The organism is Pedobacter soli, assembly GCF_900101435.1.
GTDB classification, from domain to species: domain Bacteria; phylum Bacteroidota; class Bacteroidia; order Sphingobacteriales; family Sphingobacteriaceae; genus Pedobacter; species Pedobacter soli.
In genome coordinates, this window is sequence record NZ_FMZH01000003.1 from 502,770 (window position 1) to 516,262 (window position 13,493).

Genomic DNA, 13,493 nt, shown 5'->3' on the forward strand with positions numbered 1-13,493 from the left:
GTAAAAAAGCATAACGATCTATCATGATGAAAATTAAAATACTTGCGCTGATATTGGTTGCTACTGTACTGAACGCTTGCTCGTACAAATTTAGCGGTGCATCTACTACGGGCTTAAAAAATGTGGCTATCCGTTTATTCGAAAATAATGCCCCGCTGGTGGTGCCTACTTTAAGTAACCAGCTTACCGAGGCTTTAAAAAACCGGATCCGCACCCAAACCAAACTTATTCTGGTAACCGGCGAATCGGATGCTTCGTTTGAAGGTCGTATTACGGGCTACGATATTAAACCAGTAGCCCTTCAAAACAGTGCCACGCCAACCTCTGGTGCCAACAGGCTTACCATTACCGTTTCGGTAAAGTATAAAAATAACATTAAGGAGCACGAAAAGGAGAGTTTTGAAGAAAGCTTTACCCGTTACTTCGACTTTCCGGTAGGTGGGGCTCCCATTCAATCGTTATTGCCCGGCGCCATCGAAAATATTAACAAGCAATTGGTAGAAGATATTTTTAACCGTGCTTTTGCACAGTGGTAGGCAAAGTAGCCCGTTAAACACAAAATTTTTAAAAACCCGTCTACATTTTTTTAACTTAGCAGCAAACCTCAATAATGGATAACAAAGAGCTACTGGCAGATTTACTTGCGCAACCCGGAAAGGTTGGTCCAGAGCATGCATCCATGTTGCAGGAAATGGCTGAGCAATTTCCATATGCGCAGCCCATTCAATTGCTTTTAGCGCGGGCAAATGCGGCGTTCGTACCTAAAGCCGCTTTATACGGCCAGGGCCATGTACTCTTCCACATTTTAAACATGGTGCCGGTTAAAGCGACCGATACCGTTGAGCTGGATGAACAGGGAGTTTTTGAAGAAACCGGAGCGCCTGAAGAAGCGGTTAGCTTAAATCAGAATGAAGCAGTTGAAATAGAAACCCCAGACCATTTACCGGGCTCTGATAGCCATTTGGTAGATTTACCTGCTGTAGATCATTCTTTTATTGAGGCAGCATCGGCAATTGATTTCTTTGCTTTTGAAGAAAAAACAAGTACTGAAGTAGTAGCACCGGCACCCGAAATAGAAACGGTTGTGCCCGATAGTCACGAAAAGAGTTTCGTTTCCAAGTACGACGACGACGAGCTTCCTTATACCTTTTTATGGTGGCTGGCCAAAACACGCGCAGAGCACGAGCAGATTTTTCAGCCTTATGCACAGGCCAAGCCGGTTAAGCAAAAAGCAAAACCACAAACAGCTCAGCCGCAGGAAAAAGCAGAGTTTCAGCAGCAGTATGTAGAGCATATTTTTCACATTCAAACCCCATTCGAAGTAGCCGACCATTTGGCCGAATATCCTGCTCCGGAAGTTAAAGATGTGAAAGGTGCTGAAATTATTGAGCGCTTTTTAAAAGAAGACCCAACCATTAAGCCGCCTAAGCCCGAACTGATCGATAATGAAAATAAAGCCAAGAAGAGCGCAGAAGATCATTACGACCTGGTTTCGGAAACTTTAGCCAAAATTTACATCGAGCAAATGCTTTACCACAAAGCCATAGATACTTATAAAAAATTAAGTTTGAAATATCCAGAAAAAAGTGGTTACTTTGCCGACCTTATCCAATCTATAGAAAAGAAATTTTAAAAATAATATTACCATGGTAACCTTTTTAATCATTTTATTAATTATTGTATGTATAGCTTTAGGCTTGTTTGTATTGGTACAAAATCCTAAAGGTGGTGGTTTAGCTACGGGCGGTGGCACCAGTAACATGTTTGGTGTACAACGTACCGGCGACGTTTTAGAAAAAGGATCGTGGGTTTTATTAACAGCAATCGTTGTTTTAACCTTATCTATAACTACAATTGCTAAAACCAGCGGTGGTAGTGCTGCTGTAGGAAATTCAGCTATTCAGGAGCGTTTAGATAAAACACCTTCACCATCACCACTTGGTGGAAACTTAAACAGCGCTAAGCCTGCTACAACAACTCCAGCTAAAACAGATTCTACTAAAAAGTAGTAACAACAATATTGTACTGAAAAGCTTTCCTCAAAAGGGAAAGCTTTTTGTGTTTATACCCCCTTGCTTAAAACAAGCTGTTACAGCACAATCAACTTAACGCTGGCTGTTAACACATATTTAACATAAAAGCTTTAAATTGCCACATGAAATTAAGTGTGCTGGTTTTGTTTACTGCTCTTGCCGTAGGTCTTTCTATCGGCATGGTTAATTTTTACTTTCAGCATAGCTGGTATTACCTGGCTATCTCGTTCGGTGTGTCGTTTTTAAGTAGCTTCTTGGTTTTTTATTACCTGCTCGAAAAATACATTTATACCAAAATTAAACTCATTTATAAGCTTATCCATAACCTTAAATTAGGTAAAGATTTAAAAGATGCCCTTGGTGAGTATGTAAGTTCCGATCCGATTAACGATGTAGAGCAGGAGGTGAAAGAGTGGGCAGGAGCAAAGAAAAAAGAGATCGATTTGCTTAAAAAACAGGAACAATTTAGGCGTGAGTTTCTTTCCAATGTATCGCATGAGTTTAAAACGCCGCTTTTTGCCATTCAGGGTTATATCGAAACGCTGCAGGATTGTTTGGTAGATGATCCGGATCAGGCTGTTTTGTTCTTAAAGAAGGCCGAAAACAATGTGGAACGCCTCAGCTATCTCATTAACGACCTGGATGTGATTTCGAAACTCGAAACAGGCGAATCGCCGATTAATTACCAAAAATTTGATTTTGTGCAACTAGCCAAAGAGGTGATGGAAAACCTAGAAGACCGGGCAGAAAGTAAAAACATCAAACTTTTCTTTAAAGATAAATATACCGCCATTACACCGGTTTCTGCCGATAGGGAAAAAATCCGTCAGGTATTGATTAACCTGATGGTAAACAGCATTAAGTACGGGGTTGATGGTGGCGAAACGGCCATTAAGATTTTCGAATTGCACGATCAGGTGCTGATTGAGGTAACCGATAATGGGATTGGTATCGAAGAAAAGCACCTGGCCAGATTATTCGAGCGCTTTTACCGTATCGATACCCACCGCGCCCGCGAGGTAGGCGGAACCGGTTTAGGTTTGGCCATTGTAAAGCACATTTTAGAAGCGCACCAGCAAACCATCTCAGTAAGGAGTACACCTGGCATTGGTACAACCTTCGCGTTTACGCTTCAAAAGGGAGGGTAAACCAGTCTGTTTTAGCGGTTCAAAAAACAAATCTGAAAATTTAGTTTATGCCTGCAGGTACACTGCTGCGTAAAATCCTGACGTTCTTCATGCTAAAATGAATTTTGATGTCGTTTTTGTTAATATAATTACGAAATTAACATTAACTTAACATTGAGCTTGTAGCTTTGCAACATATTAAGAATTAACATGAACAATATTTTTAAGTTCTTTACGCCTCAAGACAGAAAGTTTCACCCACTTTTCGAGCAGGCAGGAAGCAATGCATTAAAGATTGCTGAAGCCCTTTTAGCTATGGTGAGCACAGCCGATGCTGAAAACAGAAAAGCCATTTTTAAAGAAATTGAACGCCTGGAGCATGTAGGCGACGATATTACCCATTCGATTTTTCTTGAGTTAAGCCGGAACTTTATTACGCCGTTTGACCGCGAAGACATTCACCAATTGGCTACTGCAGTTGATGATGTTGCCGATTATATTTATGGCACTGCCAACCGTATGCAAATGTATAACATGAACGCCATTAATGAGCCGATTGTTAAAATTGCTGAGCTTTTGGTAGAAATGTGTACCGATATTGATAAAGCAATTAAAGAATTACGCAGTTTCAAAAATATCCGTGTAATTGCTGATGCTTGTATCCGCATTAACAGTGGCGAAAACCAGGCCGATTATGTATTTACATTAGCTGTAGCCCGTTTATTCGAATACGAAACCAATGCGATTGAATTAATTAAACAAAAAGAGGTTTTACAAACGATAGAGAAAGCAACAGATAAGTGCGAGGATGTGGCGAATGTGCTTGAAACTATCTTGGTTAAAAACGCTTAATAAAAAACAAACATGGTAACTACCTTATTGGTTGTTGTTGTAATTCTGGCTATTGCTTTCGATTATATTAACGGTTTCCACGATGCCGCCAACTCGATTGCAACCATTGTTTCTACAAAAGTACTTACGCCTTTTCAGGCCGTTTTGTGGGCTGCGTTATTCAATTTCGCTGCTTACTTTTATTTTACCGACCACAAAGTGGCCAATACAGTTGCTAAAACTGTTATCGAAAATTACATTACACTCCATGTAATTTTTGCCGGTTTACTGGCGGCCATTATCTGGAACCTGTTAACCTGGTGGTATGGTATTCCTTCCAGCTCATCGCACACCCTAATTGGTGGTTTTGCAGGAGCCGGAATGACACATGCTTTACTTACCGGTGCAAGCCCGCTTGATGCGGTAAACATGCAATACGTAATTAAAATTGTATCGTTTATTGTTCTGGCACCAATTATTGGTATGGTAATTTCGGTGATATTAACACTCATCATTATCAATATTTGCCGTTATGCCAAGCCGGCAACTGCAGAAAAATGGTTTAAACGTTTGCAGCTTATTTCATCTGCAGCACTAAGTTTCTTCCATGGCGGTAACGATGCGCAAAAAGTAATGGGGATTATTGCTACAGCTTTAATTGCCTCTAAAGTAATTCCCGATTTCGAAGCCATGCCTGCATGGGTGCCAATTGCCTGTTATTCGGCAATCTCTTTAGGTACCATGAGCGGCGGCTGGAAAATTGTAAAAACCATGGGATCGAAAATTACCAAGGTAACAGCGCTTGAAGGTGTTGCTGCTGAAGGTGCAGGTGCAGTAACGTTGGGTATTACCGAGCATTTCGGTATTCCGGTTTCTACTACGCACACCATTACCGGTTCTATTGTTGGGGTAGGTGTGGTTAAAAGTGTATCAGCTGTACGTTGGGGCGTAACCATTAACCTCATCTGGGCCTGGATTTTAACCATTCCGGTTTCAGCAACGCTGGCAGCCATTATTTATGGTGTGATTTACTACTTTAAATAAAAAAACAAAATCCTTTAAATATACTCAGAAGACCAGGGCCAAAAGCCTTGGTCTTTTTTGTTGGGTTTAACCGCAAAGCTGGCTAAGTTTTCCGCAAAGGACACAAAGAAGTTTTCACCTTACATTAAATCTCGTCATTCCCGCGCAGGCGGGAATCTTTATTTAGCTAGATTAAGTCTTTATTCATGAACACCATCTTCGTTTGAACTAAAATTGAGCAAATAGTTAAATGAAAGCCACAGATTAACAGATTAGATCAAATCTGTTAATCTGTGGCAAAAATATTTACAAGGCGCACATTGCTGTGAATGGCGCTTTCACTGGAAAGGTTAGTATGTGACATAATTTACTTTGCGCCTACTCTTCGTGCTCTTTGCGGTTAAATGAAATGAGCATTAAAACTTAACGCTCAGCTCAACAACATTGGTGCCTTTTTTAGGCAATACCCAATCAGGTCCATTTTGTACCAATCTTTTGGCTTCTGCATCTGCTTTTTTGTTAAGCGATTTAATTACGGTGATATCTGCAGGCCTTCCGTTGGTTTTTACTTTGAAGCTTAAAATCACAAACTGTTCAGGGCCTTTGGCATTATACAGTTTGTTGTTGTTTTCGAGGTATTGCTGATAGTTAATCGTAGCAACGGGAATAGGCTTGGTAATTTCTTCAGCAGATTTTCCGTTAAGATTCTGCTCTGCACGAAGTGTAATTTTTGGTGCAGGTATATTTTCTTTTTTACGACCGTTCGATCCGGTAATCAGTGCAATTTCATTGAGCGTTTTGCCGCCGCTCATTGCCGTTCTGATTGCATTTGGATCTTGCATGCCCACTACCGGAATCTCTTTAAAACCAATGGCGTTAATTAATAAATCCTTGTCTTTGGCGCTGCTATCAGCTGGCAAGGTAAAATATCCTTTGGTATCGGTTGCGGTAATGTTCTTCGATCCTGCCAGTTTAACTATTGCGCCACTAATAGGCTTTCCGTCACGCTGATCAACAACGTTGCCGCTGAAAACAATTTTACTTGATCCAATAGATTGCGGAGCAGCAGCTACTGCAAGCGGCTCGTCAAATTTAGCCTTAACAGAATCGGCTCTGCGTGCAGCAAAAGCATTCACTTTAGCTTTGCTTAAACTCGCCTGTTCTGCTATTGCTTTACTTTCAGCAATTTCCTTTTCTGCATTATAATCTGCAGGAGTTGTTTTCTTGTTGATGGCCAGATCGCTGGTTTTGACATCGGCAATGGCTTTATCAATTAAGGCCGATTTAGAAACTTTGGTCAAAGTATCAACTTTAGGGCTAACAGCGGCTACGGCAGTAGTAGTATCGAGGTTTACCATTACACCTCCCGATTTACGGGCAGCTATTTCGGCATTTCTGCGGTTCGTTTCGCGCATAAAGAACAAAATACTCACGGCAATAAAAGCTACCGTAGCAGTAGCAGCAATGCTGAGCCTTTGTGTGGTAATTCCCCAGAGCTTGCGCTTGATCGGCTTTTCAGCAACCCTGTCATACAGTTGCTTTTGTAAAATAGAAAGGCTTTGTTTACGTTTTGGCGATTGTTTTAAGCCTTCTAAAGCTTCGGCAACGAAAGGATCTTCCAAAGCCTGCCTTTCTACAAAGTGCATAGCTTTAGCATCAAGCTTACCATCCAGGTAATCTTCCAGTACATCAATATCTAACCAATCGTTATTCACTACTGTTTTTCTCTATACAAATCTTTAAATTCCGCTTACCGTTCTGGATGTAACTTTTAACTTTTAGCATGTCGTAGCCGGTAATATCGGCCACTTCTTTATAGCATTTTTCCTGTAAATAAAATAAATCTACGCTTTTTCGCTGTTCTTCGGGCAAAGTTTCCATACACTTTTCCATAATGGTAAGCTGCGTTTCTTTTGTGTTGTCTATATCCAGATGCACAAACTCGCTGTTTTCCACAAAAGTATCGTCGATAGAAACATTATTTTGCTTAGCCGATTTGCGCAGCGCCATTAAGCAATGGTTGCGTGTAAGCACGTGGAGCCAGCTTTTAAAGTTTAGCACCTCATGCACTTTGAGTTTGATAACCAGTTCTTCGAAAATCTGCATTACAGCATCCTTGCTTTGCTCTTCATCTTTGAAATAATTGAGGCAAACCCCGAAAACCAGGTGCATGTATTTGTTGTAAAGCGTACCCAATGCATCTAAATTGCCCGTGTTTTTGTACTCGGCAATTAGTTTAGCATCATCTTGCTGGCTATTTCCAGCTGTATTTTTTATAAATCTCAAAAAAACAGGTAGCTATATCGAATTATCTTTCAAGTATAAAAAATATTTCTGAGTGATTAACCATAAACTAATTTTTTAGGATACTTCGCCCTTTTATCTGCTATAACTGAAATGGAAAATTTAACATTTCAGCTGTGGCGAAACCCTTATCTTTGGTAACCAATAAAAATTGGCCGTTGTTTTGCTTATCAGGATTAAACACACACCAAATGAAAAGAATTAACACTTTTTCTGCAGCACTGGCTTTTCTGCTATTTGCAAATTTTGCTGCTAATGCCCAGATTAAACTGAGCGATATTTTTAAAAAAGTAACCGAAAAACAGGGTACTTCAACCAGCGCTACCGGAACTCCAACAACCCTCGAAATAGGACAGGGTATTAAGGAAGCATTGCAGATTGGCATTTCGGCCGGTGCCGACAGACTTTCGGTAAAGGATGGTTTTTTAGGCAACCTGGCCGTTAAAATTTTAATGCCTCCTGAAGCACAGAAGGTAGAGAAAACATTACGTGGCATTGGCCTGAACAAGCTTTGCGATAATGTAATTGTGAGCCTCAACCGTGCAGCTGAAGATGCGGCGACAGAAGCCAAGCCTATTTTTATTTCGGCTATTAAACAAATGACGCTAACCGATGCTACCAATATCCTTTTGGGTAATAAAGACGCCGCCACCGAATACTTTAAAAGGGTAACTACTGCTCAATTAATGCTAAAGTTTAGCCCCATTGTAAGCACAAGCTTAAGCAAGGTAAATGCAACCAAATACTACAGCGATTTAACTACCCAATATAACAGGCTGCCACTTGTAAAACCGGTTAACACCAACTTAACCGAATATGTTACCCAAAAAGCAATTGATGGTTTGTTTATAGAAGTAGCGAAAGAAGAACTGAAAATAAGGGATAACCTGGGTTCCAGAAGTTCTACCTTATTGCAAAAAGTATTTGGTTACGCCGATAAGAAAAAAAGTTAAGTCTGTTTAACATCATAAAAGAGGAAGATTCAGGTGCTGCAAGGAGCCTGAATCTTTTTGTTTAAAAACAATTTGTAAAATTGTATATGATGAAATTTAACATTCAGCTGGCTTGTATTTTGATTGCAGGCACGGTACTTACAGGTTGTAGCAATCAACAATCGGCAGAGGGTGGCTCGAAAGCGGTATTGGACACCGTTTCGTTAAGCAGTAAAAATTACGCCCTGGCTTATCAGGATGGCGAAAAGATTGTTGCTACCAGTATCGATACCATGAAACAGATTTCGTTTGGCGGTGCTACCGATCCGGCCATCTCGCCTGATGGGAATAAACTGGCTTACACTTTAAGCGATTCTGCCGGCCACCGGTCTATCTGGATTGCCGATATGGAAAATAAAAGTCAGGGGCAACTGGTGGTAAATAACAACAATTATTATCAGGCTGTATGGTCGGCAGATGGAAACACCATTGCCTTTAATATTTTTAACAAGCAAAACCTGTGGAAAATAGGGATTATTAAAGCCGATAACTCGGGTTATGTAATGCTCGATAGCGCATCTAAAATTAATGTATATGCCCCAACGTGGAAAAACGGGCGCGAAATTATTGGTCATGATTTAACCAATTTGTACACTTTTGATCTTTCAGGTAAAGTGACAGACACCAAACCAATAGCCGGTTTAATTGGTAAAGATTTAACCATTGCCAGCAGTAACCGGTTTTTCTATACTAAAGACGGTAAGAAACTGGTTTTTAATGCAGGCAATAATGATGTTTTAGACGGATTAACCGGCCCCGCAGAAGGAGTGTATATTTTAGATCTGGCCAGTAAGAAAGTCGTAAGGCTTTCGCCTAAGGGTATTAATGTACCTTATGTTTTTGTAACTGCCGACGACCGTATTTTTTACAGTGGTGCGGAAAAGCCTTTTACCAATCCCAAAATTTATATCACCGATTTAGACGGAAACAATAAAATTGTGGTGGATAAAGGCACCAACCCCACAGGGGCTTTAAAATAAGAACATGGCAAAGAAGGTAAAAATCGTAATCGTAGGTATTGGCGGTGTAGGAGGCTACTTCGGTGGCTTATTGGCTAAAAAATATGCTGGAAAGGGAGCCGTCGAAATTGTTTTTGTGGCGCGCGGCGAACATTTACAGGCAATTAAGGCAAATGGTTTAAAGGTGCTAAAAGGCGAAGAAGCTTTTACTGCTAAGCCCGATCTGGCAACCAGTCACTTTAATGAAATCGGGATCGCCGATTATATTCTCATTTGTACCAAGAACTACGGTTTAGTCCAAACGCTCGACAGTTTAAAGCCATGCATTGCTCCACAAACGGTGCTCCTTCCTTTGTTAAACGGCGTAGACGCCCATGAGATCATTAGGAGTCGCTTTCAGGAAAATACAGTGCTAAAGGGCTGTGCTTTTATCATTTCGCGGCTGAAAAGTGCCGGACTAATTGAAAACTCGGGTAACGTGCAGAAAATATCTTTTGGCCTGGATGGGGCATTAAACTCGGCAGTACTATTGTTGAACGATATCTGCCTGAATGCAGGAATTGAAGTGAACTGCAGCGATAAAATCTCAACTGCGGTTTGGGAGAAATTTATTTTTATATCGCCAACCGCTACTGCAACTTCTTTTTACAACAAAACCATTGGCGAAGTACTGATGCATCATAGTCATGAAGTTAAACAGCTAATTGAAGAGATCAAAAGCCTTGCGCAGGCAAAAGGAATTGCGTTGAGTGATGATATTTCGGAAAAGACCTTTAATATTATGAAATCGATGAAATATGACGCCACTTCGTCGATGCATAGAGATTATCTCGATCAGAAACCCGAAACTGAAGTAGAATCGTTAACAGGTTACATTGTGCGCGAGGCAGCTAAACATGGTTTGGAAACGCCGGCATATACGCATTTTTATGCAGGGTTGATTGTGAAATGATTTTATTTGGAGGATTAAAAATCCTCGGGTTATAAGGTTAGGGAAAGATTTCCTGATCAACATAGTGTCAGTGAAATTAGCCTTGCTGAAAAAAGTGAAAAAAATTTAAAGTAATATTGGGTTTCATCCGTTTACTGGTTTACAAAAGATAAATAGTGCCAAAAAACGAACCTCAAAATATCATTTCTACAGTTGCCAGTTATGGTAAACGCCTCTTTAGTTTCATCCGTGGGCGGGTGAATACCGATGAGGATGCCGAAGATATTCTGCAGGATGTTTGGTTTCAGTTGAGTAACCAGCCCGAGGCCGGTGCAATCGAACAAATTAGTGGTTGGCTCTACCGCGTGGCCCGGAATAAAATAACCGACAAATACCGCAAACAGAAAGAAGAACGGCTCGAAGATTTTACGTTTGAAGGAGAGGATGGCGAAGTTAACTTCAGGGAGATTCTGCTGGCCGAATCTTACTCACCGGAAGAAGAAGGGTTGAAAAAATTGTTTTGGGATCAGCTTTTTTTAGCATTAGAAGAACTGCCGGAAAACCAACGATACGTATTCGTGCAAAACGAACTAGAAGAACGCACCTTTCAGGAGCTGGCCGATGAAACCGGCGAAAACATCAAAACTTTAATATCGAGAAAAGGTTATGCCGTAAAACATTTACGCAACCGCTTACAAAATTTATATCAGGAATTTATCAATTATTAAATTTGCAGGAGATGAGAAATAGAAAGTTTAGTAAAGGCAAGAAATTCATTTTCTTTTTACCCGTGGTAGCACTAATTGCCACCGCCTTAGGGTTTGTAGTAATGTACTTGTGGAACTGGATTTTACCTGAAGTAGCCCATGCCGGGCGACTTAATTTCTGGCAGGCAATTGGCCTGCTCGTGCTGTGCCGGATCTTGTTCGGTAATTTTAATAAAGGCGGCGGCGGCGGTGGCTTTCGCGAAAAGGCACATAACATGCGTGCGAAATGGCATAGCATGAACGAGGAAGAAAGAGCAAAGTTTAAAGAAGAATATAAACGGCGTTGTGGTGGATGGGGTCGCCACGATCAGCGATAAAGAATTTTTGGAGCCAGCTTAGCTGGCTTTTTTGTTTTAGAGGTCGAGGTTCCAATTAACAGGTGTCATCCTGAGCCTGTCGAAGGACATTAGCCGCTGCATAGTTGAGTATCTAAAAGTAGCAGGTAACAGCTCACTTCTCTTTTTGAAAAATCAATTTGGGTGACAGCCCTTCTGGGATCGTTATTTCGAGCGGAGTGCAACTTATACAGATTTTACATCGGTAACGTAGTCGAGAAATCTATTTGCAGATTCCACTCAGGTTTCTGTCCGTAGAGTTAAGCGTAGCATCTCTACGGATGGTGAATAAGATTGAGTTTATAACTCAATAATTACGAACGAGTCATAGACTCTTATCCATTCTTTGATCTGTAGAGCCCTTCGGAACTCTACAGACAGTTTGCGTAATAACGTTAATGGTAGCTTTCCGATGAACCGGGACAGATATTCAAAAGACTGTATGGTTAATAAAAGGGCCTAAAATATAGCCACAGATCTACAGATTAAATCTGAGCATCTGTGGCTTTTTATTTCAACACTTTTCTAGCCTGATTGCTTATCTCAAAGTCAGATGGTAACATCTGACTTCACTTCAACCTATTCATAAAAATATTTCAAAAAAAATTAAAGTAAAATCTTTCCTCCTCCGTCTACCTAATCAAACAAGGAAATTAACCATGAAAAAAATATTAAAAGCCATAGGATTCGGAATTGTACTGGGTGCAGCCTTATTCTTCGTTCCATTCATATTCAAATTTATTTTAATCGCGATGCTTATCGGGATGGTGTTCAGGATGTTTGCTTATAACCGCCGCAGGCATTTCGCTCAACGGTTTAATGGATATTATCCGAATCACTTTGAGCAGATTACCCCAATTGATGGTCAATGGTACCGTCCAAACGTTCAGGGTAATGGTATCGCAAACAGTATAAACGTAAATTAATTTAGCCATGAGAGCATTTAGAATATTTTTAGCCTTAGCGGCAGCCGGAGCAACATTTTATAGTTTAAATGTATTGGCGGTTCAAAATGGATACCGCGACCGGTTAGACTTTAAAAACAGGCATTATCACGAGCACGATTGCAGATCAGAACGGAATCATGCTTTAAGCCATCACCACAATACTAACACAGGCACTTTTGAACTTAAACCTGAAGCGCCTGAAAGCATCATCCCCGTAAAATAAACTGATATGTCGCGCGTACTTTTTTTATCCAATCCATACGATAGTTCTGCAAGTCCGATTTTGGGCCTGGCAAACGAACTGATTAACAAAGGGCAGGAAGTTACATTTTTCAGCTCGGATGAGTTTCAGGAACCTGTTGAGGGCATAGGTGCTGATTTTAAACCTTACAACGGAGATCTGGATATTTTTCATGAAAAGAAAAGCGACGAATCTAAATCGGGTTTGATTAGTGCATTGCTCGAGCCAATGAAATTTATCGATGATATTGTGGTACAGATCAGGGGGCTGAAGTTCGATTACGCCGTGTTTTCTCCCGCGTATCCTTATGCCAATATCATTACCCAACTACTGGGAATTCCCAAAGCACAGTTTGGGGTTTCGAGTTAAAATGTCGGCTAAAAATGCCGGCGAATTAATAATTACAAACCATTAAATTTTAAAAACATGTACAACGAACATAGCTGCCATTCAGGCAAAATGCATCACGGTTGCGGCCATAGCCGCGGCAGATTTGGCCATCACTTTGGAGGCCGTTTTAAACAGGGTTACGAAATGTTTAACCGCGGTTTCAGGCGCGTACCGGTAAATATAGAAGAAACTGAAAATAGTTTCATTATTCATCTTTATGCACCCGCTCTGGTTAAAGAAAACCTGAAAGTGGTAACCAAAGATGATGTGTTAACCATTTCATACAAACCAGCAGAAGAAGGGGCAAGCGAAAGATTTAGTCGCCGCGAATACAGCAATGGTGCTTTTGAAAGAGCCTTTGCTCTAAACGGAAAAGTACTTAACGACCAGATTGCTGCGGCTTATGCCGATGGAATTTTAAAGGTAACCTTAACTAAAAACCCCGAAACCAATACACCAGAACAAGCTATTCTGGTGGACTAAGTTTTGTCTATTATAATTTCGCGAAATGCTCCGGTTACAACTGGGGCATTTTTTGTTTAAATGCTTGTGCGGTCGTACAACCTTTAGGAGTGTTACTTTGAAAGCTTCCTGCCGTGGGTGGGAAGCTTTC

General features: G+C 40.7%; 17 protein-coding genes. 15 read left to right on the forward strand and 2 right to left on the reverse strand.

The window, feature by feature from the left end; translation table 11 throughout:
* Nucleotides 1–23: 23 nt before the first annotated feature.
* From BLR37_RS09535 to BLR37_RS09560, 6 genes are all read left to right on the forward strand, one after another.
* Nucleotides 24–536 carry an LptE family protein gene (locus BLR37_RS09535; protein ID WP_039477838.1) on the forward strand — a complete coding sequence of 171 codons (513 nt, stop codon included), beginning with the start codon at nt 24–26 and terminating at the stop codon, nt 534–536.
* Between the two features lie 74 nt (nt 537–610).
* Nucleotides 611–1,633 carry a hypothetical protein gene (locus BLR37_RS09540; protein ID WP_090767657.1) on the forward strand — a complete coding sequence of 341 codons (1,023 nt, stop codon included), beginning with the start codon at nt 611–613 and terminating at the stop codon, nt 1,631–1,633.
* A gap of 13 nt (nt 1,634–1,646) precedes the next feature.
* Complete coding sequence (gene secG, locus BLR37_RS09545) at nt 1,647–2,009, forward strand: preprotein translocase subunit SecG (protein WP_090767660.1); 363 nt, start codon at nt 1,647–1,649, stop codon at nt 2,007–2,009.
* 146 nt (nt 2,010–2,155) lie between these two features.
* The gene (locus BLR37_RS09550) at nt 2,156–3,181 is read left to right on the forward strand and encodes a sensor histidine kinase (RefSeq protein ID WP_039477831.1); all 1,026 of its coding nucleotides are present in this window, start codon (nt 2,156–2,158) and stop codon (nt 3,179–3,181) included.
* 189 nt (nt 3,182–3,370) lie between these two features.
* Nucleotides 3,371–4,012, forward strand: a complete 642-nt coding sequence (locus tag BLR37_RS09555; RefSeq protein ID WP_208599622.1) for a DUF47 domain-containing protein — start codon at nt 3,371–3,373, stop codon at nt 4,010–4,012.
* A 12-nt stretch (nt 4,013–4,024) separates the two neighbouring features.
* The gene (locus tag BLR37_RS09560) at nt 4,025–5,035 is read left to right on the forward strand and encodes an inorganic phosphate transporter (RefSeq protein ID WP_039477827.1); all 1,011 of its coding nucleotides are present in this window, start codon (nt 4,025–4,027) and stop codon (nt 5,033–5,035) included.
* Nucleotides 5,036–5,430: 395 nt separating this feature from the next.
* Here the strand turns inward: BLR37_RS09560 and BLR37_RS09565 are convergent, their stop codons facing one another.
* Together BLR37_RS09565 and BLR37_RS09570 are read right to left on the reverse strand one after the other, a co-directional pair.
* Nucleotides 5,431–6,729, reverse strand: a complete 1,299-nt coding sequence (locus tag BLR37_RS09565; protein ID WP_090767663.1) for a carboxypeptidase-like regulatory domain-containing protein — start codon at nt 6,727–6,729, stop codon at nt 5,431–5,433.
* Entirely contained in the window at nt 6,722–7,300 is a 579-nt protein-coding gene (locus BLR37_RS09570) for an RNA polymerase sigma factor (RefSeq protein WP_090767668.1), read from the reverse strand. Before BLR37_RS09570 ends, BLR37_RS09565 begins: the two co-directional genes overlap by 8 nt.
* Nucleotides 7,301–7,509: 209 nt before the next feature.
* On the opposite strand from BLR37_RS09570, the gene BLR37_RS09575 reads away from it, so the two are divergent.
* From BLR37_RS09575 to BLR37_RS09615, 9 genes are all read left to right on the forward strand, one after another.
* The gene (locus tag BLR37_RS09575) at nt 7,510–8,271 is read left to right on the forward strand and encodes a DUF4197 domain-containing protein (RefSeq protein WP_090767671.1); all 762 of its coding nucleotides are present in this window, start codon (nt 7,510–7,512) and stop codon (nt 8,269–8,271) included.
* An 86-nt stretch (nt 8,272–8,357) separates the two neighbouring features.
* Entirely contained in the window at nt 8,358–9,290 is a 933-nt protein-coding gene (locus BLR37_RS09580) for a TolB-like translocation protein (RefSeq protein ID WP_090767674.1), read from the forward strand.
* Between the two features lie 4 nt (nt 9,291–9,294).
* On the forward strand, nt 9,295–10,221 hold the full coding sequence (locus tag BLR37_RS09585) for a ketopantoate reductase family protein (RefSeq protein ID WP_090767677.1): 927 nt from the start codon (nt 9,295–9,297) through the stop codon (nt 10,219–10,221).
* A gap of 155 nt (nt 10,222–10,376) precedes the next feature.
* A complete protein-coding gene (locus BLR37_RS09590; protein WP_090767680.1) occupies nt 10,377–10,928 on the forward strand; it encodes an RNA polymerase sigma factor in 552 nt (183 codons plus the stop codon).
* 11 nt (nt 10,929–10,939) lie between these two features.
* Nucleotides 10,940–11,284 (forward strand): hypothetical protein, encoded by a 345-nt coding sequence (locus tag BLR37_RS09595; RefSeq protein WP_208599623.1) that lies wholly within the window; start codon nt 10,940–10,942, stop codon nt 11,282–11,284.
* 677 nt (nt 11,285–11,961) lie between these two features.
* The gene (locus BLR37_RS09600) at nt 11,962–12,228 is read left to right on the forward strand and encodes a hypothetical protein (protein ID WP_090767684.1); all 267 of its coding nucleotides are present in this window, start codon (nt 11,962–11,964) and stop codon (nt 12,226–12,228) included.
* A 7-nt stretch (nt 12,229–12,235) separates the two neighbouring features.
* A complete protein-coding gene (locus BLR37_RS09605) occupies nt 12,236–12,472 on the forward strand; it encodes a hypothetical protein (protein ID WP_090767687.1) in 237 nt (78 codons plus the stop codon).
* Between the two features lie 6 nt (nt 12,473–12,478).
* The gene (locus tag BLR37_RS09610) at nt 12,479–12,859 is read left to right on the forward strand and encodes a glycosyltransferase (protein WP_143009557.1); all 381 of its coding nucleotides are present in this window, start codon (nt 12,479–12,481) and stop codon (nt 12,857–12,859) included.
* 57 nt (nt 12,860–12,916) lie between these two features.
* Nucleotides 12,917–13,363: an Hsp20/alpha crystallin family protein gene (locus tag BLR37_RS09615; protein ID WP_090767693.1), complete on the forward strand. Its 447-nt coding sequence runs from the start codon at nt 12,917–12,919 to the stop codon at nt 13,361–13,363.
* Nucleotides 13,364–13,493 lie beyond the last annotated feature (130 nt).